Here is a 2,239-nt window from a genome sequence, read left to right as displayed (position 1 = left end):
TAGGCTGAGCGAGGTCTCGTAGAGGATCCGCTGACGGAGGCTTTCGATTTTCCGGTTGCGGAACTTGTGGTAGAAGTACCGGCCGCCGTGTCCGACCCGGTGGATGATGATCGCCGTCACGAAGCAGGTATCGTCGCCGAGTAGGGAATCCGTGCCAATGATGAGGTTGTACCTCTGCGCGGGATCCTCCTGCATGTACTGCACGACCTGCTGGAACATCCGCTCGAAGCTGAGTTTGCCGTATGTTGGGCTGATGAATTCCATCCGCACTTTCACAGTATAGCGAAAGCGGGGAGCCGCGGCAAGGCACGAGACCCCGGCAGCCCTGGAAAATGGCCCCTCGGGCGCCCCCTCGGCATCTGGGAGCGACGGTGGAATCGAGTGGCGCGGGCCTACGTGTAGGACACTTCGGTGAGCGCGTCGCCGAGGGATGCGGCGAGCGGGGCCATGACCTCCGCGCCGAACCCGAAGCGTGCGCCCGCGGTGGCGAAGAGTTCGGGGAGCGGCCGGCTGCCCCCGAGCGCGAGCGCTTCCCGGTACGCTGCCACAGCGCCGTCGCTCGAGCGCAGGGCCCGGCTCCAGATCTGGAGGGCGCCCATCTGCGCGACACCATACTCGATGTAATAGAAGGGATAGAGAAAAAGATGCAGCTGTCTGTGCCACAGATAATCGAGGACGTCCTCGTGCCCCGACCAGTCGATCGACGGGTGGAAGCGCCGGTAGAGCGCCACCCACGCCCGGCGCCGGTCCTCCGGCCCGTGGTCCGGATGTGAGTAGAGCCAGTGCTGGAACGCGTCGATCGTCGCGATCCACGGCATGCCCGTGGGGGCGACAATCCCTTCGAGCAGCGCGCGCAACGCGCGGCGTCCGTCCGCCGGATCCGGATAGATGATCTCGAGATGGGGGGCGCTGAGGAGCTCCATCCCCATGGACGCGACCTCGGCGAACTCGGGCGGGGCGCTGCGGTACGCGATGAGCGGCTCTTCACGCGCGGCCAGGGCGTGGAAGGCGTGCCCGGCTTCATGGAGGATCGTCTGGACATCCTTGGACGGGGGGACGTTCAGAAAAATGAACGGCCAGCGGCGTTCGTGCAGCGTCTGCTGGTACCCTCCCGGGGCCTTCCCTTTCCGCCGCTCCAGATCGAGCAGCCCATGAACGCGCATGAAGCGAAACTGGTCGCCCAACTCGGGATGAATTTTATGGAACACCGCCTCGCAGCGATCGAGGAGATCCTCGACCCGCTCGAACTCCGGAAGAGGCGCGCGATGGAGCGGATCGACCTCGACGTCCCACGGCCGCAGCGTCGGGATGCCCAACAGCCGGCGCCGCTCCTCGGCCACTCGGCCGGCCAGCGGGACAAAGGAGGCCTCGACCGCGTCGTGAAACCGCAGGCATTCTTCCGGACCGTAGTCGAACCGTTCGCGCGCGCGGAAGGCGTAGTCCCGGTACGATTCAAAGCCTGCGTTGCGCGCGATGCGGGACCGGACATCTCGGAGCCGGTCGAAGAGCGTTTCGAGCGCCTCCCGGTCCTGACGCAGACGCGCCACGGTCAGGCCCCAGACCTCCTGCCTGACCGTCCGGTCCGGATCCTGCAAGAACCGGCTTACCTGCTCCAGGGTGTACTCCCGTCCGCGGAACACGACGGTCATCGCCCCGCGGAGCTTTTGATACTGCTGCCCTAGTTCCGCTTCCGTCACCTGAAGCGGGAGGTTCTCCTCTCGGTGAAGGGCGGCGTGGTTCTCGACCTCGCGGTCGAAGACCCGGTAATAGGCGGGCAGCGCACGCCGGCTGGGATTCGCCAGGTAGGCCTCGTTGAACCGCTGCGTCAATTGCTTCCACCGAGGCGAGATCTCGCGGACGAAGGAGAGGTAGGCGTGTTCCCGTTCGGGGTCGTCCGTGTGAGACGTCATCGCGATCTGGCGGCGGGCGCCCTCCTCGGCCACCCACGCGGCCGTTTCGCTCACCTCCTCGAGCCATCGTTCGAGCGCCTGGGGAGTTCCGGGCGCCTGGACCAGGAGGACCTGGGCGACGCGCTCGATCTCGTCCCACCGTCCCGCGTTGGCATCCGGCGGGACGAGCCGGCGCGGAAACGCCTTCTGCGGATCAATCGCGGACCGCATCAGTCGCGGCGCCTCATAGCTCGCGCCGGCCCTCCAGCGCCCGCGCCAGCGTCACCTCGTCGGCGTACTCGAGGTCGCCGCCCATGGGCAGGCCGTGCGCGATCCGCGTCACCTTGATC

The 2,239-nt window shown here is 66.8% G+C and carries 3 protein-coding genes; all 3 read right to left on the bottom strand.

Translation table 11 applies throughout. The features are described 5' to 3' along the window. On the bottom strand, positions 1 to 264 hold a 264-nt coding region (locus tag VFP86_09225), incomplete at its 3' end, for a ribonuclease H-like YkuK family protein (GenBank protein HET8999812.1). A gap of 128 nt (positions 265 to 392) precedes the next feature. Beyond that, complete coding sequence (locus tag VFP86_09220) at positions 393 to 2,120, bottom strand: M3 family oligoendopeptidase (GenBank protein ID HET8999811.1); 1,728 nt, start codon at positions 2,118 to 2,120, stop codon at positions 393 to 395. 13 nt (positions 2,121 to 2,133) lie between these two features. Further along, the coding region (locus VFP86_09215) for a recombination protein RecR (GenBank protein ID HET8999810.1) at positions 2,134 to 2,239 on the bottom strand (106 nt) is incomplete at its 5' end.

The sequence above is a fragment of the bacterium genome, from assembly GCA_035703895.1.
In the GTDB taxonomy this organism is placed as follows: Bacteria; Sysuimicrobiota; Sysuimicrobiia; order Sysuimicrobiales; family Segetimicrobiaceae; genus Segetimicrobium.
The sequence above is the reverse complement of the archived record's forward strand: the minus strand, read 5'-3'. Positions and strand labels throughout refer to the sequence as shown.